A 20862-nucleotide genomic window follows, 5' to 3' on the forward strand; every position below is an offset into this window, starting at 1 on the left:
ATATATCATGGAATGTTCATAGAGTAAAGAGGAGGTGATATTTTGGCAATTATGAGGTTGTGGCATGGCAAAGTTCCTATTGAGAAAGCTGATGAGTACGAGAAGTTCTTAATTGAAAGGGCAGTACCGGATTATAACTCTGTTGATGGTTTACTAAAACTATACTTCACACGAAAAGATGAAGACACAGTGGCTCATTTCCTTCTCGTGACTATCTGGGATTCTATGGAGTCTATTAAGAAATTCGCTGGTGAAAATCCAGAAATTGCGAAGTATTATCCAGAAGACGACGAATTCTTACTGGAAAAGGAGAAATACGTTTCCATATATCATGTGTTTTATGAGAACTGACTTCCTTCCCGCTCCAAAGAACGAGGCTTTCAAGAGGTAACTAATGCGAAACCAATATAAAATGTAAAGAATAATACAATATTAATTCTGAAATATCTCTCTAGGTGATGATCATGGGGTTAATTGAGGACAAGGCTCTAGTTGAGGCTGCTTTATTCGTATCTGGTAGGCCACTGAGCGTGAAAGAGATTTCGAAGGCTTTGGGAATAAAATCCCTTGACTATATCGAGAAGCTTATTGAGCTTATAGCAGCGGAATATGCAGAAAGAAACAGTGCTATAGAGGTAGTGAGGGTTTTAGGAGACAAATATGTAATGCAGGTTAAGCAAGAGTATTCTCAAAGGGTAGTTCAGTTAATGCCAAGGCCAGATCTGAGAACAGGAGAACTTAAAACACTAGCATTGATAGCATATCTTCAGCCAATAGAGCAAAGCAAATTAGTGAAGCTCAGAGGAAGCCAGGTGTATGAACATATAAAACGTCTGCTGGAAATGGGTTTGGTGTATGCGGAGCCCTATGAAAGAACAAAAATCCTTGGAACAACCCAAAAGTTTGCTGAGCTTTATGGGTTCCCGGAGAATGATCCTCTCATAATTAAAGAGGCCTTTAAAAAAGTTGTTCATGCGGAGTATTCTGACTTGATATCTAAGATAGAGAAGGAACAAAAAAACGAAAACAGAGAGTAGTAATTCTTTATGTTGCTTATTTTTTCTTTTTCAGAGATATAGGGAAATATTAAGGGTTTATTACGAATTCAAAAACTTTAAATACCTGTTCTATTAATTACTATCTAGGTGAGTGTATATGGTAGTTATAACTAAAGATGAGATTGTAAAAAGAATACGGCAAAAAACAGGTATGAGTATGGAGGAGATAGAAGCTAAAATCAATGAGATTGCACGGGCTAATGAGATCTCTGAGCATGCCGCTGCCCTGTTACTGGCAGAAGAACTCGGGATAAAAACTGAAGAAGAGGAAGCTCCACTTATGCATCTTGCTGATTTGGTCCCAGGAATGAGAGGAGTTAATATAGTCGGAAGAGTTCTCCGAAAATATCCTGTTAGGGAATACAAGAAGAAAGATGGTTCTTTAGGAAGGGTAGCAGGACTTCTAATTTATGATAATACTGGGAAGGCGAGAGTTGTGTTGTGGGATTCTGAAATTGCAAAGTATTACAATGAAATACAAGTTGGAAGTGTGGTTAAGATAATAAACGCCGATGTAAGGGAAAGTCTTAGAGGTCTTCCAGAGCTTCATGTAAGCTTCAGGAGCAGACTCATTTTAAATCCGGACGACCCGAGAGTAAGTGAGATTCCACCTATTGAGGAGGTTAGGAGCTATAATTACACAAGAAAGAAGATTGGGGAGTTAATGGGTGGAGAGAAATTTGTAGAAGTTAGGGGCACAATAGCCAAACTTTACAGAGTCATTGCTTATGATGCATGTCCTCAATGTAGGAGAAAAGTTGATTATGATCCAGCGACAAACGTATGGATATGCATAGAACATGGCGAAGTAAAACCAATAACTGCTACGATTCTTGACTTTGGTCTGGATGATTCCACAGGTTACATTAGAGTCACTTTATTTGGAGATGACGTGGTAGAAATTCTCGGTGTAGAACCTGAAGAAATAGGTGGGAAACTTAAGGAACTGATAAAAACAGGCATGACTACAAGGGAAGCTGGTAGAAAGCTAGCAGAGGATGAATTTTACCATGTGCTTGGTAAAGAGATAGTAGTTAGAGGAAACGTTGTTGAAGATCGCTTCTTAGGCTTGATATTGAAGGCTTCATCTTGGGATGATGTGGATTGTAAAAGAGAAATTGAAAGAGTTAGGAGAGAGCTTTTGGAGGAGGTAGAGTGATATGGAAGAGATGCCAGTTAGGATTAAAAGACGCAGACCTGCTGTGGAAAGAAAAATCTCTGAAATTACTCTTGATGATCTTAGAGTCTCTCTTATTGGTAAAGTTGTCAAGGTGGATAAGATAGACTATATTTTCTGGCTTGATGACGGAACTGGAGTTGTCCCAATTGAATGTGAAGAGAACATCTTACCAAAAATTGGTCAGACAGTGAGGATAATTGGTAGAGTCATTAGAAATGAAGAAATGCACATTTACGGTGAGGTTGTTCAGGACTTTAGCAATGTGGACATAGAATATCTAGAGGAAGTGCAAGAACTCGAAAAAAAGCTTCTCCCGAAAATTAAAAATGCTCTTGCAGGGTGGTTAGAATGAAAAAGAGGTTACCTTCAACTAGGGTTTATATAAAGGATATACTTGAAGGATTTTATGTAAAAAGTGAGGGGGATTTCGAACCTAATTATTTAATCACAAAGGATGCAAGGAAAGTTTACAGAGCAAAAATTGTAGGGACTGTAGTCAGAGAACCGATTATTGCAGAGGATGAAACTTATGGTAAGTTCCAGATTGATGACGGAACTGGAGTGATATGGGTTCTTGGGTTTAGGGATGATACGAGGTTTATTCGTTTAGTGAAAAAAGGAGACATGGTTCAGCTAATTGGTAAAATTACAGAATGGAGAGACGATAAGCAAGTGCTGATTGAAGGAGTGACCAAAGTAGACCCAAACATGTGGATATTACATCGCTATGAGACCTTAAGAGATAAAGTGGAGCACATAAAGAAAGCAAGACTTGCCTTTGAGATATACAATACGTATGGAATAACAGCAAAAGCTAGAGTAATAGCTAAGAACAAAGGAATATCCGAAGATTTACTTGCTACCATTGATGAACTGTATGCTGTGATAATGGAGCAAAAAGCTGAGGAGTCTGCATTTGAGGAAGAATTCTTTGAAGAGGCCGAAAAAGTTAAGGAAGGTTTGGAAGAAGTTAAGAGAGCGGTACTTGAGATTCTTCGATCAAAGGGAATGGCTGTTTCACTTAAGTTTATCCAAAGAAAACTGCAAGACAAGTACGATATAGAAACCATTGAAGAGGCCATTAGGACCCTTTTGGCAGAGGGCGAAATCTTTGAACCAGAGATAGGCTATTATCAGATTCTTGAATGATTTTCCCTTTTTAAAATATTAAAAAGTGGTGTTAATATTGTTCTCTCATAGTTCTAATAACTGGATCGTGTATTAGTGTTGATGTAATTCCGTCTACTAGTCTGTAGAACTCATTTTTACCCTTTTCTAAGTCTAGGTTCTCGATTTTAAGAAGTTCACACTTGCTTCCAAGTATCCATCTCCCCAAGATTATTTTCTCTCGACCCTCATGTTCTGCATCTAATCTAATTACCCCATATGGAATGTCTGCAGTCCACCAATTTGCTTTAAAGGTGATTTTCCATCCCAGTTCTTCAAGAAGATTTGCTAGTTGATCCATGGTTTCACCGGGTCCATATGGGGTTTTAAATGTGATGAGAGTCCAAAGTTTAGGATTAGCCAACTCTTTTTCGATTACATCTCTAAATTCCATTTATTACACCTCCCTTGTTATTGATCCTAGTAAAAAACTGAGCACTGCCAAATATATGGCAATTTTCAGCTTTCTTTGAACCTTCCCGGCAGTTGTAGGAGAAGGGCTTTTTAAAACTTCGTAACTTGCCCATAAAATTATTCCATCTACAAAGATTATGGGGAAGTATCCAAGGCCTATTCCTGCTCTTACAGGAAGGAACGACGCCATAATGGTAGTTATGTTGAACAAAACTCCAATCATGGAAGCCCTCTTAATACCCCAAATAATAGGGATAGTCTTTGCACCTTGGGTTTTGTCACCTTCTATGTCTTCGACATCTTTGAAAATTTCTCTGGCAACGTTTACCAAGAATGCACAGAGAGCGAGATAACCTGCTAGCCCTATTTTCTCAACAGCGATTGCGCCGTAAATAGGCGTTGCCCCAGTTAAGGTTGCAACGGCTAAGTTCCCGATGAATGGCAGGGGTTTGAGTTTCCATGCATAGAGGAACATCAATAAATATGCACCTAATGCAAAGAGAAATGCTTCAATGCCAATTAAATATGCTATAAAAAGGCCTGAAAGTGCCAGAGAGAGACCATAAATGAGGGCAGTATTTCTGGAAAAGGCTCCTCTCGGAAGAGGTCTTTTTGGTCTGTTAATTTTATCAATTTCATAATCAAAATAATCATTTATTGTGTTTCCCCAGCTACATCCCAAGAAAACTACTAAAAATATCAGCAAACTTGTTTTGTTAGGGGGTAAACTACCTAAGGCTACAGTAGCGCCAAGGATACCTACTAAACCTGCGATAATACAATTAGCTGGTCTTACAATTTCAATGAGTCCTTTGAGTTCCATTAGGAGCACCTAATACTACCAGACACTTTTTGGTTAAAAATGTTTCTCTAAAGGGCTTCTCTAGGGAGGAGGCCGAGCTCTTCCCCGTCTTCCCTAACTCTAATTCTGCCTAACCTTATTTCCGTAATTTTTTCAAGTTCTTCTTTATTTAGGGGAGTCATTAAGTGAGCTTTAAGCTCGTTGAAATTTATGAACTTGAGAATCCCTAATCCCAAACAAAATCCCTTCCTGTCTATAAGGCCAACGATAAGATTGCTTAAGTTTTCGAAATCACAGGCCATGAGCGTGTTTCGATCAAAACTTCTGGGAAAGTTTCCAATATTTGCTTTTACCACGAAATACTTATTGGAAATTTTTCTTCCATGAAATATTATCCATCTAAAAAGACTCTCTAACATATTTTTCTCTTCTTCAGTGATTTTTGTTCCTTGGAACATTAGCGTGCCACTTATGTTTATCTGTTGCAGGTCAATCTCCCATTCATGGGATTCTTTGAAATATCTTTTCCACTTGTCTCGTCTTATTTTTCTTCTTTCTTCTCTGGTGTGAATTCTCACGTTTTCACTAATTTTTAATTTGAATATTCTTATTTTGCCCTCAAAAGGCTGAATAATATTTCCAAGCTCGTCTTTTTTCTGAAGGGCAATAATAATGTCGGGATTAGTTACCTCGATTTTCATTCGTTTCAATTCTACACCTGGGCCATGTACTAGGCCAGTAGTGTCTATGAGAATAACATCCGCCCTTTTAATGGCTTCATTAACGAGAAGTTTTACTCCAGTTATCATCTCCCCAAAGAACTGATTAGGAGTAATAGTACCTACAAAATAATGTTTTTTGGCTTTTATCTCATCTAGAGAGGTAAACACTTCCTCTGGAAATCCAAGGCTAATGACTGCTGGAGGAAGAATTCCCTTTTGACCTATATCACTATCAATTATTCCTACTCTAAGGCCCTCTTTTAACAGTTCGTTTGCTAAAAAAACTGTGAGCGTGGTCTTTCCGCTATCCACGCTCCCTATTATCATGATCTTTACAGGTTTTTTGAGCTTTCTGATGACCTCGACAACTTCTTTTCTATCTTCTGGAACTCTGTTCGTGTACTTGGCTTTATTCATAGTTAAAATTAAAAAGGAAGTAATTAAAAAATTAACCCTGAGCATTGGATGGCAATAAGTAGTGGGATTTGTTTACAAAGACCAAAAGATTTATTAAACTCTCAAACGTATTGGTTTATGATGGCAAAGAAAATAGTAAGGGGTGATTGAAAATGAATAATGAAACTGCACTTACATCAAGGCAGATAGAATTGCTTAAGAAGCTTTACAAAGAGGGGAAAACTATAGAGGTACACACAGTTGAGAAAACACAAGATGAAATTGCAGATGAGCTTGGAATAACGAGACAAGCTCTGAGCAATCATCTTAAGACTCTCAAAGAGCTTGGATATATAAGAACTGGAAGAGGGTTTATCGATCTTACAGATAGAGCATTAGAATTCCTTGGGGAGAAGAAAGGGGATGTGTTTATTTTTGTTAGAATTGAACCCACAAAAAGAAAACAAGTTTATGAGTCCATTAGAAAGCTTAAAATTAAACGGATTCACAGAGTTACTGGTGACATAGATCTTATTGTGGAAGCAGACAAGACAAGACTTGATGAGATTTTAGAAGAAGTAGCTTCTCTTGACGGTGTTAGGGAAACTATAACCCACGTTGTTCTTGAGACCTTTTGATCTTTTCTTCTATTAATTTTCTGAGTTCCTCGAGATTTGTACCAAATTTTGCTGAAATTGGTATAAAAGTATCTTTATGATCATCCCAACTACCGGAAAGTCCAAATTTCTCTATAAGCTTGTTTATTGTAGCACGAATATTTTTCATTTTGTCCATCTTATTAACAGCTACAATGGTTGGAATCTCTAGCTCTTGAAGAAACTGGAAGAATTCGACATCTATTGGGATTTCTCCTCGTTTTTCCCAGCGTTCGATAATTTCGAGGGCACTTTTACCATCTATGACAAGAACAGCTAGGTCAATTTTATCAGCATTGTTTTCAATAAATCTCACTATTTCAGTTTTTATTTTCTCTTGAACATGTTTTGGTACTCCGCTCATAAATCCAAATCCAGGCATATCTACTATTGTCTTGCCCCTCCAACCGAGTTCGATAGGTTTTCTGGTAACTCCCGGTCTCTTTCCTCGCTTGACGTATTTGCCTGTGAGCCTAAATATGAGGGTACTTTTTCCAACATTTGAACGACCTACAAAGACTATCATGATCTTCACCTTTTTAACTTCGAGAAAGGCTTAAGTATAGTAACTTCAAAAATCTTTCTTAGGTGAATGCCATGGCCGAAAGTCAACAGGCAAATCAACTTGTTAATAAGTTCGTGGTGTCGTTAACCGAGGGACAAATACTGGGTTATGTAACGGACATTAATGTTGAAGTGGATCATGACCAGTTCTATTTTATATTTAAAATTAAGACTCTAGAAAACCTTGCTAAAACTGGTGAAGTTCAAACAGGAATGTTTTCAAGCGAAAGAAAAATAAGAATCCGCCCTTCAGATATAGTGAATGTTGGACCTGATGTAATAATCCTTGGAAATGGGCAAGTTCCCCCCATAAGGGAGATTGAGCAACTTCACAATATTGCTTCGGAATATAATGCACTCGTAAAAGAACTTGAGCATAAAGAAAGAGTTATTGCAGAATTGAAAGAGGAAAACTCTAAGTTAATAAAACAAATGGATGAACTTACAAGAGAATTAAAGAGGCTTCAAGTGATTAAGGAAGATTTTGAACATTTAAAGGAGCAACTTATAAAACAAGAGGGGCAACTTGAAATGGCCAAGGAATACATAAGACTTCTCGAGGGATTAAGGCATGATATTGATCAGATAAAGGCTGATGTTGAAACCCTTCTCAAAGGGTATATTGAAGATGCCATTAGAAGGATAGTGAATGAGGAATTAAATGCAAGAGGGTTGAAGAAAACACTCCTTTAACTGAAGATTTGGCTTCCAAAGACGTTAAGGAGTATTTCAATGGCAATGAAAATCAATACTATTGCTATGGCCCCCTTGGGGCTTATTTTTATTGCTCTTGTATCTTCATCGAAAAACCTCATTAAGCCTGCACCGGTTGGTGGAAGAGTCGTTTTTTCCTTCGCCATTTTTCTCACCTCTTTGTTGAAGAGGTAAGTAAAGGTATATAAAAAAGTTTTGATATTAAACTGAATTATTCGAGAGTTTCCAGTATTGTGATATTGTATGGGTTTATAAAGATTTGATGATAGATTTAATGCTCTAAGTAAAATTAAATGTTACTTAACTTTTGATTTGATTATGGAAATCTTTAAATATAACAAGAACACTAGCCATAATTGAAAAAATTCAGCTAGGAAGAGGAGTAACTAATTGATTAGAGCACCATGAACGCCTTGGACAATTCTTCCTCTCCCTTGTGTGCTCCTCTAACGCCATGAGAGATCTCAGGGAGTTATTTTGGAGGTGTAGAAATTGCCGATGTATATCATAACCCATAAGTGGAACCCTGAAGAAGGCATAGCTGCAACAAAGGAAGCCGCTAGATTCTTTGAATCTTTTTTGGTTGAAGGTGTAGACCTTCCCAAAGGGGTAGAGTTCTTAGCCAGCTATAACTTTGCATATGGTTCGTATACTATCTGGAATGCACCAAATAAGGAGATACTCGAAAGTATTATGGAAGACTTTCCAGTTTTTAAAAAGAGAGCAGAGACTGTTGAAGTTACACAAAGTTATCCACCTACCACAGAGTATGTTGTGAGGATATGGAAGATGGTTATTAGCCTTGCCGATAAGTGAGTTGAGTTTTTATTTTCTTTTTAATTTTCTCGCTATTGTGGTTTTTTTGTCGTTGAAGAAAGTTTTATATATTACTAGTATATTACTGTTAATAACTATAGAATTGTGGTGATTCACATGTGTAATGATGGCTCATGCAAACCCCCAGAAGACGTGCCCCCAAACTGGCTTCAGCTTCGTAATTTTGTTAGGGCTTTACGCTTTCCAACTAGATGGCTGATAATTAGATATATTGGCAATGAGAGTAGAAGTACAAGGGAAATTTATGAATATCTAATTAAAAAAGGAGAACAATTAACAAGATCTGGATTATATTATCATCTTTCTGAACTTAAAAATGCAGGTATCATAGAAGTTGCTGGATATATAGAAGAGGGTGGCGGAGCGCCAGAAAAGGTATGGAGATTAAAGACGAAAAAAATAGTAATAAATCTGTTGGAAACGGAGGGGGAAGGTGATTAAATGAATATCACTGCACTCATTATTAATACTATGGCTATCTTTGGCCTTTTGATAGCATTTGCTAAGGACAAGGATAAAGCTATACAATCTCTCAAAATAGCCGGGAAGTCTTTCATTAGAGTGCTTCCGATGGTCTTTATAATTATAATTGTCATTGGTTTACTTCTCGGATTTGTGCCACCTGAACAAATATCGGGATTTATAGGTGAGCAATCAGGAATTAAAGGAATATTGCTTGTTGGTGTACTTGGAGCATTAATGCACATCCCTGCTTTATTGTCATTCCCTTTGGCAGCCTCTCTTCTTGAGAATGGTGCATCAGTTAGTGCAGTGGTTGCATTTATAACTACATTAACCATGATTGGAACAGTGACACTCCCCTTAGAGATAAAAGAACTAGGAAAGAGGATAGCGTTTCTCCGGAATGGATTGAGTTTTATCATCGCAATTATTATTGCCTTGATTATGGGGGCAATCTTATGAAAAAGGAAAGGGAAATGATTCGAGATTGGATTCTGTTAGGATTAATTTCAATACTCCTTGTAGGCCTTCTATCAATTTTTCCAGATAAAAAGGAAGTGGTACTCAGTACATCATGGGAGTTTTTTATTGAGATGGTGTGGATACTTCCTGCAGTGATGGTAATATTAGGTCTTTTTGCAGTATGGGTCCCAAAGGATATTGTTGTGAAGTATCTTGGAAGCACATCTGGTATGAAGGGTATCCTCTTCGCGATAGTCCTTGGTACATTACCGACTGGGCCCCTTTATATTGCCTTTCCAATAGCCGCTACCCTACTTAAGAAAGGTGCTAAAATATCAAATATCATCGTTTTTCTTTCGTCATGGGCGTGTATAAAACTCCCACAAGAGATGGTAGAACTTCAATTTCTTGGACTAAAATTTATGGCAATAAGGCTCATTTTGACAATTATCTTTGTAGTCATTATGGGAGTGTTTATAGAAAAATTAATCGAATGGAGTAATAAAAAATAACTGCCATTTTTCCTTCGTGAGTACCAAGTCTTTTAAAAGTAAAAGATAATCCATGGCCTACCCTACCGTAAAACGACAAGGTTTTCGAGGAGAACATATAGGAGATGAAGAAGATATAAGTGTTTGATCCCAAGACGATATTATCTGCCATACGGGGGAGATTTAAAACAACGTCACTTAACAGTGCGCATGCGGTTTGTTTCAGCATTTTTCTCTTGAAAGCCTCGCCGTTCACGGCAGGGATGTGGTAATTGGAATCTAGCCTGTTGTGAGTCGAAACCCTTTTAAATTCAACAACGTAGTAAGGCCTCGAGGGGGCCACTCAAAAACAACTCCTCTCAAAGGGGTTTCATTGTGTCCCTCCGCCCTCGGAGGGAAGACGCCGTTAGGCGTCCTTTCAAGAACCGCCTTCAAGTGGTTGAAAACTCTTGGAGTGGCCTTTGAAGCAATAACCCCGAACCGCTTTGCGGTAGGGGTAACTGGCCGAAGACCCGGCCCTCGGGCTGAACCGAAAGCGGTAACGCGAGTAAGTGATGAGCCCGCAAACCTCCCCGCTGTAACGGGGAGGAGGTCAGTTAGCCCATGGTGGACAAGGGGTTTACCCAATGAATCCCGCTAATGAACGTGGAGGTGGGAGGAAATGGCCACATTCAAGCTTGTAATATCTGACACAAAAAGTGGAGTCGCAAAACAAGTTGAGATTACCGGAGCGGAAGCAGAGAAGCTTATAGGATTAAGAATAGGAGACGAAATTGAACCAAAAGAGCTTGGGCTTAATTTGAGTGAAATCTTTGGGAATGAAATTCCTGCTGAGGTTAAGCTCAAAATAACTGGTGGGACAGATAAAGATGGATTTCCAATGAGACCAGATGTTCACGGCCCAAGGAGGGTTAGAATACTCCTCTCCAGAGGTCCTGGATTCAGACCTCAAGAAAGAGGGGAAAGAAGGAAGAAGACTGTTAGGGGCAATACAATAAGCCACGAAATTGCCCAAATAAACGTTAAAATAGTGTATCCATGAGGTTTTCTCCCTTTTATTTAATTTCTGTTCCATCGATTAATTTTAAAAGCTCTTGTGGCAAGGTTAATAAGGGAGAATGAATCCTTACTTTTGGAGGCGAGGGAAATGGCGAAGAAAAAGTTTAAGCAAGCCGAGGTTAATATTGGTATGGTAGGTCACGTTGATCATGGTAAGACTACATTGACGAGGGCCCTAACTGGCATTTGGACAGATACTCATAGTGAGGAACTTAGGAGGGGTATTACAATTAAAATAGGGTTTGCTGACGCTGAAATAAGAAAATGCCCAAGCTGTGGCAAATATTCAACTTCTCCAAAGTGTCCGTATTGTGGTGCTGAAACTGAATTTGAAAGAAGGGTTTCGTTTATTGATTCTCCAGGTCACGAGGCTTTGATGACTACTATGCTTGCAGGTGCTTCTTTAATGGATGGGGCCATTTTAGTTATTGCTGCAAATGAACCATGTCCACGACCACAGACAAGAGAACATTTGATGGCTCTCCAAATAGTAGGTAACAAAAATATAATAATTGCCCAAAACAAAATAGAGCTTGTTAAAAAAGAGCAGGCTATAGAAAACTATGAGCAAATTAAAGAGTTTGTTAAGGGTACCGTAGCTGAGAATGCTCCGATAATTCCGATATCGGCCCTCCATGGTGCTAATGTTGATATTTTATTAAACGCAATAGAGGATATAATCTCAACGCCCAAGAGAGATCCAAATAAACCTCCTAGGATGCTTGTTCTGAGAAGTTTTGATGTCAATAAACCTGGAACAGCCCCAGAGAAACTTGTGGGTGGAGTTATTGGAGGTTCAATTATCCAAGGAAAGTTACAAGTTGGAGATGAAATCGAAATAAGGCCAGGGGTCCCCTATGAAGAGCATGGTAGAATAAAGTATGAACCAATAACGACGGAAATTATATCGCTCCAAGCAGGGGGTAGGTTCGTAGAAGAGGCTTATCCAGGTGGATTAGTGGGTGTTGGAACTAAATTAGATCCGTTTCTCACAAAGGGAGATCTTATGGCAGGCAACGTTGTAGGAAAACCTGGGAATCTTCCACCTGTATGGCAAGAGCTTCGATTAGAGGTTCACTTGTTAGAAAGGGTTGTAGGAACCGAGGAAGAACTTAGAGTGGAACCAATAAAAAGAAGAGAAGTGCTGTTATTAAATGTGGGAACAGCTAGAACAATGGGTCTAGTTACAGGATTGGGCAAAGATGAGATAGAACTAAAGCTTCAGATACCAATATGTGCAGAGCCTGGAGAGAGAGTTGCTATAAGTAGACAAGTAGGCTCAAGATGGAGACTCATTGGTTATGGTTTCATAAGGGAGTAATAACTTTATTTTTCAATTTCTTAATGGTGGACTTCATGAGAAAGTGGATTGTAGTGCCGGATACAAATTTTCTCTTAGTTCCGGGACAATTCGGAGTTGATATAGTGGGTGAACTCCAACGTATTCTTGACGTAAATTTTGAGATTGCTATCCCAAATGTCGTTCTTAATGAGCTGGATTTGATAGAGCGTAAAGTTAAAGGAAGAGACCTTATAGCAGTTAGGATGGCCAAGAAGCTGGCTGAAAAGTTTATTACACTTGAAATTGGTAGGTTTGGAGAGAAACCTATAGATCAACAAATATTGGAATTCGCATTAAATATGCCAAATGTAATCGTATGCACTAATGATAAGGCTTTAAAGAAAAAGCTTCGTGAAAATGGCATTCCCGTAATATATCTGCGTCAGAAGAAGATTTTAGAGCTTGAGGGCATGGTTTAATAATCCCGCTCTAATGGGAAAGATATATAACTACATTTCACCTTAATTTCGCTCAGGTGTTAAATATGCCCTATGTAGAGAAGCTTGAAATGAAGGGTTTCAAATCATATGGAAGTAGAAAAATCGTAGTTCCTTTTTCTCGTGGATTCACGGCTATAGTGGGAGCTAATGGGAGTGGGAAGAGCAATATTGGTGATGCTATTCTTTTCGTCCTTGGTGGGTTATCTGCAAAAGCCATGCGTGCGACTAGGATTGGGGATTTAATCTTCGCTGGAACTAAGGATGAACCTCCAGCTAAATATGCTGAAGTTGCAATGTACTTTAACAATGAAGATCGTGGATTTCCAATCGATGAGGATGAGGTAGTAATCAAAAGACGGGTTTATCCTGATGGTAGGAGTGCTTATTGGTTAAATGGAAAGAGGACAAGCAGGAGTGATATTCTTGATGTTCTAAGTGCAGCCATGATATCTCCAGATGGATACAATCTTGTTCTTCAGGGAGACATAACTAAGTTCATCAAAATGAGTCCCACAGAAAGGAGAATGATAATAGATGAAATCTCGGGGATAGCTGAATATGATGAGAAAAAGAAAAAAGCAATGGAAGAACTTAAGCAAGCAGAGGAGAATCTGGCAAGAGTTGACCTTCTAATTAGAGAGGTTAAGACACAACTCGATAAGCTTGAAAAAGAAAGAAATGATGCGTTGAGGTACCTTGACTTAAAAGAGAAACTCGAAATTGCAAAGACCACTCTCCTTGTGGGAGAAGTTAGGAGATTGGAAAATCTTATTGCCACAAGTCAAGAGAGAGACAAAGAGATAGAGTCTGAAATAGAGCGTATAAACGAAGAACTGGAGAAAATTGCAAAAACAATACTTGAGAAGGAGAAAACTCTGAGTCAGGTGGAAAGGGAGCTTGAAGAGAAGAGTGAAGATGGAATACTTGATGTCACGAAAAAGATAAGCGAGGTCACTTCTCAAATAGAGCTAGCTAAAAAGAACATAGAGCTTGCTCGCAAGGAAATAAATGAGAGCAAAAGGCGCCTTACAAAAGTGAAAGAGGAATTAAAAACTGTTTCTGAAGAAATTGAAAAAGGTAAATCTGCTATTGAGAGATGGAAGAAAAGGCGGGAAAAACTTCTTGGTGAGATTCAGAAAAAGGAGAAAGAGAGAAATGAACTAATACTAAAGCTCGCTGAAATAGATAAAAACTTCACTATTGCAAAACAAGAACTAGATAAGGTCGAAGAGGATCTTGAGAATGCAAAGAAAGAACAATATTTCAAAGAAAGCGAAATTACAAAAATGACAGAAGAGATAGAGCGAATTAAAGCTAGGAATTCCCAGAATTCCACTAGAAGACTTGTTCTGAAGAATAAAATTGAAGAGCTCAAAGAGGAAATAAATTCTAAGAAATCTGAGCTTTCAGAAATAGACTCGAAGATAGAAAGAGCTGGTGCAAGAGTACGAAAAATCGAAAAAGAGCTAGAAGAGGTTCAAAGGAAATTAGAAAAAATAACTCCCGAAATCAAAAAGCTCAACGAAGAACTCATCAAGGCCGAGGCCCGAAAGGAAATCAGCCAAAATAGGACACTTGAAGCTCTTAAAAAGGCCAATATCCCTGGAATTTATGGTTCTTTGGCTGAGCTCATTAAGGTTAGGGATGATACCTATCTTACAGCTGTAGAAGTTGCTTTAGGTTCACACGCGGATAATGTTGTAGTAAAAGATGATAAAGTAGCTGAAAAGGCTATAAACTTCTTAAAACGGAATAAGCTGGGAAGACTGACATTTTTACCTCTTAATAAAATAAGGCCAAGAAAACTGAATGGTACTTCTAAAGGGATTCCAGTCATGGATGTTATTGAATATGATCCACAGTTTAGGAATGCCGTTTCATTTGCCGTTGGAGATACATTAATAGTTAATGATATGGATGAGGCAAGAGAGGTAGGTATTGGTAAGGTTAGAATGGTCACGCTCGAAGGTGAGCTTTTGGAGAGAAGTGGCGCTATTGTTGGAGGATATTACCGACCAAGAACGAAGCTTGCTGTTAACACTGATGAGATACGGATGGCATTAGAAGCACGTGAGAGGGAGAAAGAACAACTTGAATCTAAAATAAATGCTCTAAAGCTTGAGCAAAGAGGATTGGAGAGAGAACTATTTGAACTTAGAATGAAAAAGAGTGATGTGTCTAAGGACTTGCAAATGTTACAGAAAGACATGGAGAGATTCTTAAATGAAGATAAAGGTTTGAAAGAAGAAATTGAGATGGGAGAACAGAGATTAAAAGAATTGGAAGAACGGATTCATCAGACAAAAGGTGATCTTGCAAAACTCAGTGGAAGAATAGAGAGACTTGAAAAGATGAGGAATAAGCTTAGAAAAGCATTAGATAATCCAGAAGCTAGAGAACTCAACCAGAAGATAAGAGAAGTTGAACATGAAATAAGTGGTCTTAGAGAGGAACTCAGCAAAATAGAGTCAAGGCTTGAGAATCTTGATATAAGAATCAACGATGAGCTTATCCCAAGAAAAGCAAATCTTGAGGAAGAAATTGAGGGGCTTATCAACAGAATAAACGCTTTCAAAGCTAGCATTGTGCAGAATGAAGAGGATATTAAGTCACTACAAGAGCGGCTTAAAGAACTCCAAGAGAAAGAACAGGAAGTAAAAGATGAACTTAAATCCCTAAGAGATGAGAGAGAGAAACTTAGAGAGGAGATCTCTCAAATGAGAGAAGAAAAAGAGAAGTTGAGAGATGTCCTGCAAAAACTTAGGTTAGAAGCCAATTCTATTAAGATAAGAATGGCCCAATATGAGGCACAACTTAAAGAAAAGACCAGTGAATTGAAACATCACGACGTTAAAGTTGTTAAAGAAATACCAGAGGATCTTGAAAAGCTTAGGGAAGAGATTGAACAAATGGAAGATGAGATTAGAAAACTTGAACCAGTAAACATGAAAGCCATTGAGGATTATGAAGTCGTTGAGAGGAGATATCTAGAGCTTAAGTCAAAGAGAGAACGCCTTGAAGCTGAGAAAGAGAGTATTGTTGAATTCATAAATGAAATAGAGAGTCAAAAGAGGAATGTATTTATGCAAACGCTAAATGCAATAGCGAAGAACTTTTCAGAACTTTTTGCAAAACTTTCTCCGGGAGGAGAGGCAAAGCTTGTCCTTGAGAATGAAGAGGATCCATTTAGTGGAGGTTTGGACATAGAAGCAAAGCCAGCTGGAAAGGAAGTAAAGAGAATCGAAGCTATGAGTGGTGGAGAGAAGGCATTAACTGCATTGGCCTTTGTCTTTGCTATACAGCACTTTAAGCCAGCTCCATTCTACCTCTTTGATGAGATTGACGCTCACCTTGACGATGCAAACGTTAAAAGAGTAGCGGATTTAATAAAGGAAGCTTCAAAAGACAGTCAGTTCATAGTTATTACATTAAGGGATGTTATGATGTCGAACGCTGATAAAATAATTGGTGTCTCAATGCGTAGAGGAGTTTCAAGGGTTGTCAGTTTAAGCCTTGAAAAGGCCATGCAGTACTTGGAGAAAGCAAGGGCAAAAAATGCAAATGCCCTTGGTCTGTAGGTGAAATAAGATGGAATATAGAAGAGAAGAAGAAATAACCCCAATTGATATACTCTTGCAACTTGTCACTATGGGTAAAGTTGACCCGTGGAACATTGATATAGTGGATATTACTGAAAAATACATTGAACGTATAAGAGAAATGAGAGACTTAGATTTGAGAATCTCAGCAAGGGCCATTCTAGCGGCCTCTATTCTCCTTAGAATGAAAACTGAGGCTCTGCTCTATGCTAAGGATGAAGAAGAAGAGGAACAGAAGGAAGAGGAAAGAATAAGGGTAGATGTTGATCCATACATTCCACCTCTTAGGAGAGCGGAAAGGTATTATACTTTGGATGATTTAATAGAGGCTTTAATGGATGCCCTTGAAGAGACTGAGAAAAGAAAACCTAAAAAGAAAAAGAAAGTACAAATTGAAGAAGAAATATTCGTTGTCGATGATTTTCGTGTGGACATTGAAAAGCATGTTAATAAGCTGTATGAAATAGTGAAAGAGCTCTACAATAATACTAAGGACAAAATAACTTTTTGGGAGCTTATATTTGATCCTAGTCCCAAAATAGTGGCAAGGACTTTTCTGTATCTGTTGTTCCTGGCAAATATGGGGAAAATAGAGCTCATTCAGGAAGAACCATTTGGAGAGATATTTGTAGTACCTATAGAGAACTGAGGATTTCATCATGCTTTGAGACTTATAAATAGGTTTCTCTCATCTTTTTTCGCTGGTCTGAATGTTATAGCTAATAGTGGTTGAGTGCTTCCGATATAAAGGACTTTTTTCTCCCGATTGAGATAGAAATAAAATCCCTCTTCTGTGATACTATTTAGGAACTTCTTTGGAGTTGTGACACGAGCAAACTTTTCTTTTCCCCAGAAAATGCACTCATAACTATCTTCTATTTTCTTTATTTTCTCAGTTTCATTCTTAGTTAGAATCTTGGAGGGCAATTTAGTGCACACAAGAGACTTCTTCCCATCAGTAAAAATAATAATCTTTTCGTTTATCTTTATTTCATTTGCACTTTCTAGAAACTTTAGAATGGAGGAGTAGACTAGATCGAGTCTCCGTCGTTTTGAAAGTCTTTTAATGATCCTTTCTTTTGCGTGGTTTGTGAGCAACATTGTAACACCTAGAAAAGACTTTTAATGGTGCCGGGGGCGGGCTTTGAACCCGCGACCTCCCGGTTTCTCAGGCTCCCCCAAGAGGGAGCGGCCCTATGAGCCGGGCGCTCTGACCAGGCTGAGCCACCCCGGCACTTCCGCATATACCTCTTTGTGATTTATTTTTAAATCTTTCGCCCGTTTGAATCTTCTGGTTTTCTTATATTTTTTAGTCTAATAATTGATCACATTATAATTATTTTAGAGGAGATACTTTTCATATTAATGAAGCAATACTTGTCAAATATTCAAATATTCCTAGGCAATTCCTGCAATTCTTTTTAGCTGACAATGTAATGGGTAAATACATCAATCGCACTATAGAAGGAGGGGAGAAACATAATACTCTTTCAGAAGTGAAGGTCGTAGTTCAAGAGGAGCAAAGGGGTATTCATATTGTCTTAATCACATATGAAAAAGGTGAGGAGTGGCAATATTTTGAGTAATGTATATCATGGAACCTATTAGGGGATATGGAGTCAATGAAGAATAATATGGGGTAGCCATACCTGCTGAAGAATACGTCTTAATCTGCATAGACAACGTAGGAAATTACTTCATGAAAGTCTCGTCCTTTAGGGTGGAAGGAGGTCCGGTGATTTGAGAGAGTTGAGTACTTTTGTTGTTTTTCATTTTTTAGTTTAAGTTAGATCTCTTCGAGTATCAGTTTGAGAAGTCTCTTGTCGTTTACAGCTATTATATTCAATTTCTCTGATGCACTAAGATCAAATCTAATTTCTTTTCCACTGTCGTCGGTTATAATGGCTCCGGCTTCCTTTGCGATTATGTAACCGGCAGCTATATCAGTGGGTCTAACGTAGTTTCTTATGTCCACAACCCCATCAAGAGAGCCTCTAGCAAGATATCCTAGCTCTATCGCAATGGCTCCCAATACCCTAGTTCTTCTAACTTTTTCAACTAGTTTTGCTCCCCTTCTCCTTGTATAAAAGCTTATTGAGATCGATTTTTCATTTAGCGTTTTTACTCTTATTCTATCTCCATTTAGGTATGCCCCCTCTCCTGGAATTCCTTCATAAACATTTTTAGGTATGAACTCGTATAACATGGAATACACTGGCTTTTTCTCTTTAAAAACTGCAAAGCTGAATCCAAAGATTGGGATTCCATGAATAAAATTGAAAGAACCATCAATGGGATCAACGATGACAGAGTACTCGCTCCCGGTATCTATGCTTCCAATTTCCTCACTTATGATGTTCACTCCAAGGGGTTTAAGATACTCTAAAACTATATCTTCAGCTATTTTGTCAACAAACTTTGTTTTATCACCACTTGGGCTGAATCCAATAAATTCTCCAGCTTTTTTTGTGCCAAAAAGTGGCATAATTTCCCTTTCAATATCCTTTGCAAGATTAAGTGCTATCTCATTCCACTCATACATATCTAAACCCCCATGAGCATTCTCAAAAGGTTCCTAGTACCAGGAGCAAAACCAAGAATGAACATTACCATTTTTATGAAATCCATGAGCTCTTTATCACTTTCACTTTCTTCCAGCTTCTCCATGAGATATAAAGCGATAATTAGTACAGCAAACTTCAATAAATACATCACTGCAGCAGTTCCTGTAAGTTCCATCAGGTATCTTGGGACTACATGTTGCTCCCAGTAACCCAAAAAGTCAACGCCTACAAATGTTGTTGTGGCATCATAGAAATGGGCATAGAAGAGGTAAGAGTTTTCTTTAACCAGCCAGATCTTTTTTGAAAGTAGATATATTGTTATAAGGGCTATCGTCGCAAGTGGAATAAAGTATTTTAAGACTGTGAGGTTAAAATCGACTTTATCAATGTTGAATAATAGAAGTAACCCCTCTATCCCAACGAGACTCCAACCAAAGTATAAGAAGACCTTTTGCCAATCTTCAAAAAGTTTGTGGGTTATTAATAAAGCAGAGAACGTTATTGTAAATACAAGAATATAAATCCCCGGCGTGACTGTGAGATACGTTCTAGGTATTATGGTTGCATCAGTTAAGGCTCGTCCAAAGGCTCCCAGGATCATGTAGGGCATAAGGGCCCTAAAGAAAGCGTTATCATACTTTATATTGAGCTTTTTTAAAATTTTATAAACCCCTAAAGAGGCTAATCCAAGAATTAGGGCATATGTTAATGTGTTAACGATATTATATCCTTGGTTGTATTTTATTGGATCTATAAAGTATCTCTGAAAGACTTCCGCAATTCCCATTTGATCACCCAGAGGAATATTGTGAGAAAGGTTAAAGCTTTTTCTTCCAATTATTTTTTAAGCTTTGAAACCCTAAGAATAGGATGGTGAGTCTCATGCATTTAATGGAGTTACCTCGGGAAGTTCTTCTCGGAGAAGACTTGAAGGATAAAGTCAGTCAAGTAGCTAGAAGGTTAAAATTAGGGGAAAATGCCCTGATTCTTTATGGGCCCAAAACAAAGGAGATAGCAGGAAAGGATGTTGAAAAACATTTGAAAAATTCATTTAATGTAAGAAATATGGTGATAAAAGAGGCCTCAATGAGAGAAGTGCAAAAAACCTTAGAGCTTATTGAAAATGAGAATATTAACTGGCTTCTGGGGGTAGGTGGTGGAAGTATAATCGATGTTGCTAAACTTGCCTCATTTAAAGCAGACATTCCCTTCATAAGCTTCCCAACAACAGCTTCTCATGATGGGATAGCGAGTGCAAATGCGTCAATAAAGGATCTTAATGCCAAGACGTCTATAAAAGCACGTCCACCTGTGGCTATTATTGCGGATGTTAATGTTATAAAGACTGCCCCCTATCGGTATCTTGCAGCAGGAGTTGGAGATATGATAAGCAACCTGACTGCAGTGAAAGACTGGGAACTTGCACATAAGATAAAGGGAGAATATTTCAGTGAGTATGCTGCTTCTTTGTCTCTTATGAGTGCCAAAATGGTAATTAAGAATGCTAACATAATAAGATTAGGTAACGAAGAGAGTGTTCGGAAAGTCATAAAAGGCCTCATCTCGAGTGGTGTTGCAATGAGCATAGCAGGTTCATCAAGGCCTGCCAGTGGAGCTGAACATCTATTTAGCCATGCATTGGATGCAATAGCTCCAAAACCCGCATTACATGGAGAACAATGTGGAGTTGGAACAATAATAATGGCATACTTACATGGCTTGAAATGGCAAAAAATTAGAGAAACATTAAAGAGGGTTGGGGCACCAACTAATGCATATGAACTAGGAATTGACCCGGAGTTTATAATAGAGGCTTTGACTATTGCTCATACTATACGACCTGAAAGGTATACTATCTTGGGCAAAGATGGATTAACAAAAGAGGCTGCTGAAAAAGCAGCCAAGGTAACTGGAGTAATATGATCATATTTCA

25 protein-coding genes and 1 tRNA gene are annotated in these 20862 nt (G+C 38.3%); 17 read left to right on the forward strand and 9 right to left on the reverse strand.

The features are described from left to right. The first annotated feature begins 51 nt into the window (after positions 1–51). The 5 genes from K1720_RS06695 (at position 52) to K1720_RS06715 (ending at position 3387) form a co-directional block, all read left to right on the forward strand. The gene (locus K1720_RS06695; protein ID WP_251950600.1) at positions 52–351 is read left to right on the forward strand and encodes an antibiotic biosynthesis monooxygenase; all 300 of its coding nucleotides are present in this window, start codon (positions 52–54) and stop codon (positions 349–351) included. 113 nt (positions 352–464) lie between these two features. After that, positions 465–1037 (forward strand): SMC-Scp complex subunit ScpB, encoded by a 573-nt coding sequence (scpB, locus tag K1720_RS06700; RefSeq protein ID WP_251947880.1) that lies wholly within the window; start codon positions 465–467, stop codon positions 1035–1037. A 118-nt stretch (positions 1038–1155) separates the two neighbouring features. Next, positions 1156–2217, forward strand: coding sequence for an OB-fold nucleic acid binding domain-containing protein (locus K1720_RS06705; RefSeq protein WP_251947882.1), 1062 nt, complete (start codon positions 1156–1158; stop codon positions 2215–2217). Between the two features lies 1 nt (position 2218). Continuing rightward, complete coding sequence (locus K1720_RS06710) at positions 2219–2590, forward strand: hypothetical protein (protein ID WP_055282727.1); 372 nt, start codon at positions 2219–2221, stop codon at positions 2588–2590. Continuing rightward, complete coding sequence (locus K1720_RS06715; RefSeq protein ID WP_251947884.1) at positions 2587–3387, forward strand: OB-fold nucleic acid binding domain-containing protein; 801 nt, start codon at positions 2587–2589, stop codon at positions 3385–3387. Before K1720_RS06710 ends, K1720_RS06715 begins: the two co-directional genes overlap by 4 nt. Before the next feature lie 31 nt (positions 3388–3418). Here the strand turns inward: K1720_RS06715 and K1720_RS06720 are convergent, their stop codons facing one another. From K1720_RS06720 to K1720_RS06730, 3 genes are read right to left on the reverse strand one after another with little or no spacing between them, the layout of a single operon-like run. Next, positions 3419–3799, reverse strand: a complete 381-nt coding sequence (locus tag K1720_RS06720) for a ribonucleoside-triphosphate reductase (RefSeq protein ID WP_251947886.1) — start codon at positions 3797–3799, stop codon at positions 3419–3421. A gap of 3 nt (positions 3800–3802) precedes the next feature. Further along, positions 3803–4642 carry a geranylgeranylglycerol-phosphate geranylgeranyltransferase gene (locus K1720_RS06725; protein WP_251947888.1) on the reverse strand — a complete coding sequence of 280 codons (840 nt, stop codon included), beginning with the start codon at positions 4640–4642 and terminating at the stop codon, positions 3803–3805. Positions 4643–4689: 47 nt separating this feature from the next. Continuing rightward, positions 4690–5760 carry a Clp1/GlmU family protein gene (locus K1720_RS06730; protein ID WP_251947890.1) on the reverse strand — a complete coding sequence of 357 codons (1071 nt, stop codon included), beginning with the start codon at positions 5758–5760 and terminating at the stop codon, positions 4690–4692. A 152-nt stretch (positions 5761–5912) separates the two neighbouring features. Between K1720_RS06730 and K1720_RS06735 the strand changes: the two genes are divergently transcribed. Then, positions 5913–6377: an Lrp/AsnC ligand binding domain-containing protein gene (locus K1720_RS06735; protein ID WP_167887402.1), complete on the forward strand. Its 465-nt coding sequence runs from the start codon at positions 5913–5915 to the stop codon at positions 6375–6377. Here the strand turns inward: K1720_RS06735 and engB are convergent. Continuing rightward, complete coding sequence (gene engB, locus K1720_RS06740; protein ID WP_251947892.1) at positions 6346–6921, reverse strand: GTP-binding protein EngB; 576 nt, start codon at positions 6919–6921, stop codon at positions 6346–6348. The two genes, K1720_RS06735 and engB, sit on opposite strands and share 32 nt — an antisense overlap. Positions 6922–6992: 71 nt before the next feature. Between engB and K1720_RS06745 the strand changes: the two genes are divergently transcribed. Continuing rightward, complete coding sequence (locus tag K1720_RS06745) at positions 6993–7652, forward strand: hypothetical protein (RefSeq protein WP_055282717.1); 660 nt, start codon at positions 6993–6995, stop codon at positions 7650–7652. Here K1720_RS06745 and K1720_RS06750 read toward each other — a convergent pair. Next, positions 7649–7819 carry a preprotein translocase subunit Sec61beta gene (locus tag K1720_RS06750; protein ID WP_055282715.1) on the reverse strand — a complete coding sequence of 57 codons (171 nt, stop codon included), beginning with the start codon at positions 7817–7819 and terminating at the stop codon, positions 7649–7651. The genes K1720_RS06745 and K1720_RS06750 overlap by 4 nt on opposite strands. A gap of 346 nt (positions 7820–8165) precedes the next feature. On the opposite strand from K1720_RS06750, the gene K1720_RS06755 reads away from it, so the two are divergent. From K1720_RS06755 to K1720_RS06795, 9 genes are all read left to right on the forward strand, one after another. Then, positions 8166–8489: a hypothetical protein gene (locus K1720_RS06755; RefSeq protein ID WP_251947894.1), complete on the forward strand. Its 324-nt coding sequence runs from the start codon at positions 8166–8168 to the stop codon at positions 8487–8489. Positions 8490–8606: 117 nt separating this feature from the next. Then, the gene (locus tag K1720_RS06760; protein WP_251947896.1) at positions 8607–8951 is read left to right on the forward strand and encodes a winged helix-turn-helix domain-containing protein; all 345 of its coding nucleotides are present in this window, start codon (positions 8607–8609) and stop codon (positions 8949–8951) included. Next, positions 8952–9434: a permease gene (locus K1720_RS06765; protein WP_251947898.1), complete on the forward strand. Its 483-nt coding sequence runs from the start codon at positions 8952–8954 to the stop codon at positions 9432–9434. Beyond that, positions 9431–9946 (forward strand): permease, encoded by a 516-nt coding sequence (locus K1720_RS06770; RefSeq protein WP_251947899.1) that lies wholly within the window; start codon positions 9431–9433, stop codon positions 9944–9946. Before K1720_RS06765 ends, K1720_RS06770 begins: the two co-directional genes overlap by 4 nt. Before the next feature lie 640 nt (positions 9947–10586). After that, positions 10587–10967 carry a 30S ribosomal protein S6e gene (locus tag K1720_RS06775; RefSeq protein WP_055282705.1) on the forward strand — a complete coding sequence of 127 codons (381 nt, stop codon included), beginning with the start codon at positions 10587–10589 and terminating at the stop codon, positions 10965–10967. A 105-nt stretch (positions 10968–11072) separates the two neighbouring features. Continuing rightward, positions 11073–12305 carry a translation initiation factor IF-2 subunit gamma gene (gene eif2g, locus K1720_RS06780; RefSeq protein WP_251947901.1) on the forward strand — a complete coding sequence of 411 codons (1233 nt, stop codon included), beginning with the start codon at positions 11073–11075 and terminating at the stop codon, positions 12303–12305. Positions 12306–12340: 35 nt separating this feature from the next. After that, entirely contained in the window at positions 12341–12745 is a 405-nt protein-coding gene (locus tag K1720_RS06785; RefSeq protein WP_251947902.1) for a type II toxin-antitoxin system VapC family toxin, read from the forward strand. Between the two features lie 65 nt (positions 12746–12810). Then, on the forward strand, positions 12811–16344 hold the full coding sequence (smc, locus tag K1720_RS06790; protein WP_251947904.1) for a chromosome segregation protein SMC: 3534 nt from the start codon (positions 12811–12813) through the stop codon (positions 16342–16344). A 10-nt stretch (positions 16345–16354) separates the two neighbouring features. Continuing rightward, positions 16355–17014, forward strand: a complete 660-nt coding sequence (locus K1720_RS06795; RefSeq protein WP_251947906.1) for a segregation and condensation protein A — start codon at positions 16355–16357, stop codon at positions 17012–17014. A gap of 8 nt (positions 17015–17022) precedes the next feature. Here the strand turns inward: K1720_RS06795 and K1720_RS06800 are convergent, their stop codons facing one another. From K1720_RS06800 to K1720_RS06815, 4 genes are all read right to left on the reverse strand, one after another. After that, positions 17023–17466: a hypothetical protein gene (locus tag K1720_RS06800; RefSeq protein ID WP_251947908.1), complete on the reverse strand. Its 444-nt coding sequence runs from the start codon at positions 17464–17466 to the stop codon at positions 17023–17025. 25 nt (positions 17467–17491) lie between these two features. Then, a tRNA-Met gene (locus K1720_RS06805) sits at positions 17492–17599 on the reverse strand. Positions 17600–18151: 552 nt separating this feature from the next. Then, a complete protein-coding gene (locus tag K1720_RS06810) occupies positions 18152–18907 on the reverse strand; it encodes a bifunctional fructose-bisphosphatase/inositol-phosphate phosphatase (protein ID WP_251947910.1) in 756 nt (251 codons plus the stop codon). Between the two features lie 2 nt (positions 18908–18909). Further along, complete coding sequence (locus tag K1720_RS06815) at positions 18910–19716, reverse strand: DUF63 family protein (protein WP_251947912.1); 807 nt, start codon at positions 19714–19716, stop codon at positions 18910–18912. Positions 19717–19811: 95 nt separating this feature from the next. On the opposite strand from K1720_RS06815, the gene K1720_RS06820 reads away from it, so the two are divergent. Beyond that, entirely contained in the window at positions 19812–20852 is a 1041-nt protein-coding gene (locus tag K1720_RS06820) for an NAD(P)-dependent glycerol-1-phosphate dehydrogenase (RefSeq protein WP_251947914.1), read from the forward strand. The last annotated feature ends 10 nt before the right edge of the window (positions 20853–20862 follow it).

Origin of the sequence: Thermococcus argininiproducens, assembly GCF_023746595.1 — an archaeon.
Taxonomy (GTDB): Archaea; Methanobacteriota_B; Thermococci; order Thermococcales; family Thermococcaceae; genus Thermococcus_A; species Thermococcus_A argininiproducens.

Bases quoted from the DNA above. Each gene is read 5' to 3' on its own strand.
- K1720_RS06710 (WP_055282727.1), top strand. From the start codon at position 2,219: ATGGAAGAGATGCCAGTTAGGATTAAAAGACGCAGACCTGCTGTGGAA.
- K1720_RS06815 (WP_251947912.1), bottom strand. From the start codon at position 19,716: ATGGGAATTGCGGAAGTCTTTCAGAGATACTTTATAGATCCAATAAAA.
- K1720_RS06735 (WP_167887402.1), top strand. From the start codon at position 5,913: ATGAATAATGAAACTGCACTTACATCAAGGCAGATAGAATTGCTTAAG.
- smc (WP_251947904.1), top strand. From the start codon at position 12,811: ATGCCCTATGTAGAGAAGCTTGAAATGAAGGGTTTCAAATCATATGGA.
- K1720_RS06745 (WP_055282717.1), top strand. From the start codon at position 6,993: ATGGCCGAAAGTCAACAGGCAAATCAACTTGTTAATAAGTTCGTGGTG.
- K1720_RS06720 (WP_251947886.1), bottom strand. From the start codon at position 3,799: ATGGAATTTAGAGATGTAATCGAAAAAGAGTTGGCTAATCCTAAACTT.
- K1720_RS06715 (WP_251947884.1), top strand. From the start codon at position 2,587: ATGAAAAAGAGGTTACCTTCAACTAGGGTTTATATAAAGGATATACTT.
- K1720_RS06770 (WP_251947899.1), top strand. From the start codon at position 9,431: ATGAAAAAGGAAAGGGAAATGATTCGAGATTGGATTCTGTTAGGATTA.
- engB (WP_251947892.1), bottom strand. From the start codon at position 6,921: ATGATAGTCTTTGTAGGTCGTTCAAATGTTGGAAAAAGTACCCTCATA.
- K1720_RS06820 (WP_251947914.1), top strand. From the start codon at position 19,812: ATGCATTTAATGGAGTTACCTCGGGAAGTTCTTCTCGGAGAAGACTTG.
- K1720_RS06765 (WP_251947898.1), top strand. From the start codon at position 8,952: ATGAATATCACTGCACTCATTATTAATACTATGGCTATCTTTGGCCTT.
- K1720_RS06760 (WP_251947896.1), top strand. From the start codon at position 8,607: ATGTGTAATGATGGCTCATGCAAACCCCCAGAAGACGTGCCCCCAAAC.
- K1720_RS06785 (WP_251947902.1), top strand. From the start codon at position 12,341: ATGAGAAAGTGGATTGTAGTGCCGGATACAAATTTTCTCTTAGTTCCG.
- K1720_RS06705 (WP_251947882.1), top strand. From the start codon at position 1,156: ATGGTAGTTATAACTAAAGATGAGATTGTAAAAAGAATACGGCAAAAA.
- K1720_RS06725 (WP_251947888.1), bottom strand. From the start codon at position 4,642: ATGGAACTCAAAGGACTCATTGAAATTGTAAGACCAGCTAATTGTATT.
- K1720_RS06800 (WP_251947908.1), bottom strand. From the start codon at position 17,466: ATGTTGCTCACAAACCACGCAAAAGAAAGGATCATTAAAAGACTTTCA.
- K1720_RS06810 (WP_251947910.1), bottom strand. From the start codon at position 18,907: ATGTATGAGTGGAATGAGATAGCACTTAATCTTGCAAAGGATATTGAA.
- K1720_RS06695 (WP_251950600.1), top strand. From the start codon at position 52: ATGAGGTTGTGGCATGGCAAAGTTCCTATTGAGAAAGCTGATGAGTAC.
- K1720_RS06775 (WP_055282705.1), top strand. From the start codon at position 10,587: ATGGCCACATTCAAGCTTGTAATATCTGACACAAAAAGTGGAGTCGCA.
- eif2g (WP_251947901.1), top strand. From the start codon at position 11,073: ATGGCGAAGAAAAAGTTTAAGCAAGCCGAGGTTAATATTGGTATGGTA.
- scpB (WP_251947880.1), top strand. From the start codon at position 465: ATGGGGTTAATTGAGGACAAGGCTCTAGTTGAGGCTGCTTTATTCGTA.
- K1720_RS06750 (WP_055282715.1), bottom strand. From the start codon at position 7,819: ATGGCGAAGGAAAAAACGACTCTTCCACCAACCGGTGCAGGCTTAATG.
- K1720_RS06795 (WP_251947906.1), top strand. From the start codon at position 16,355: ATGGAATATAGAAGAGAAGAAGAAATAACCCCAATTGATATACTCTTG.
- K1720_RS06730 (WP_251947890.1), bottom strand. From the start codon at position 5,760: ATGAATAAAGCCAAGTACACGAACAGAGTTCCAGAAGATAGAAAAGAA.